The following is a 926-nucleotide window of genomic DNA, read 5'->3' as shown; positions in this document are numbered from 1 at the left end:
TTTTTAAATGCGGTTATAAATAGGGTTGGGGACGAACAATTACGTGAAAATTTTCAGGAACGAGTAGACATAATTCAGCATAAAATTAAGTTTATGGACAAAGTTGCCGTAGCTTGTCTTGATACCAGGAATAATCTTAAAAAAGATTTGGAAGCACTTATTGCCGAAGCTGGTGGGGTCTTACAAGATGATGTTCATACAGCCAGAGTAGTTATTTATTATGAAAAAAGCACCAGTATGTTGCAGTTGATGGGAGTTGTGCCCTCGTTGTTGGATAAGGGTTGGCCTGCTGTTGAGTACGACAGAATATATCTTTGGGATGATGAAGCTGCAATGGCAGATGAGGCAGACGTGGCTGTAAACGCATTAGAAGATTTAGCGGAAATGCTATATCCGGGATACTTTGTTTTTGGAAATGAAGGTAAAACCTGGATGAGTTTTAAAACGCAATAAACTTATTTATCTGCTGGTCGGTAAATTTAAGGGTATCCTCTTTAAAGAAATCGCCCTGTTCATTTAACTCGGCTTTAATGGTTGCAATGTGGAGCCTCAGGGGTAGCACATTTAAATGCAGGTAACTGCATACACCACCAAAATGATCAACACCACGTATGTTTCCGTATTTACCGGATGATATACCTACAAGGGCCGCTTTTTTATCGTAAAAGCTTTCTGGAAAGTTGCAGGCATCAATAAAGACTTTTAATACTCCGGGGAAACTTCCATTGTATTCTGGTATGATAAAAAGAAACTTGGTAGTTTGGGTTACCATTTCCTGAATAATCTGGAAATCAGGGCTTCGTTTTCCATACAAATCAGACGCGATAAGGTTATCGGGTAAATCTTCCAGATTGAAAATGGTAGATTCTAAGCCTTTTAATGCCAGAGTTTTCTGATAATATTTAGCGACTTTTAGCGTATTACTT

General features: G+C 38.4%; 2 protein-coding genes. One reads left to right on the top strand and one right to left on the bottom strand.

The features are described 5' to 3' along the window. Positions 1-453 (top strand): hypothetical protein (locus tag AC1DG9_RS27355; protein WP_477635734.1); only part of this gene is annotated, 453 nt, incomplete at its 5' end. Here AC1DG9_RS27355 and AC1DG9_RS27350 read toward each other — a convergent pair. Beyond that, positions 440-926: NADPH-dependent FMN reductase (locus AC1DG9_RS27350; protein ID WP_477635733.1), on the bottom strand; the 487-nt coding region annotated here is incomplete at its 5' end. The genes AC1DG9_RS27355 and AC1DG9_RS27350 overlap by 14 nt on opposite strands.

It is taken from the genome of Pedobacter sp. 05L430, assembly GCF_056397585.1.
This window is presented reverse-complemented; position numbering and strand designations above follow the sequence as displayed.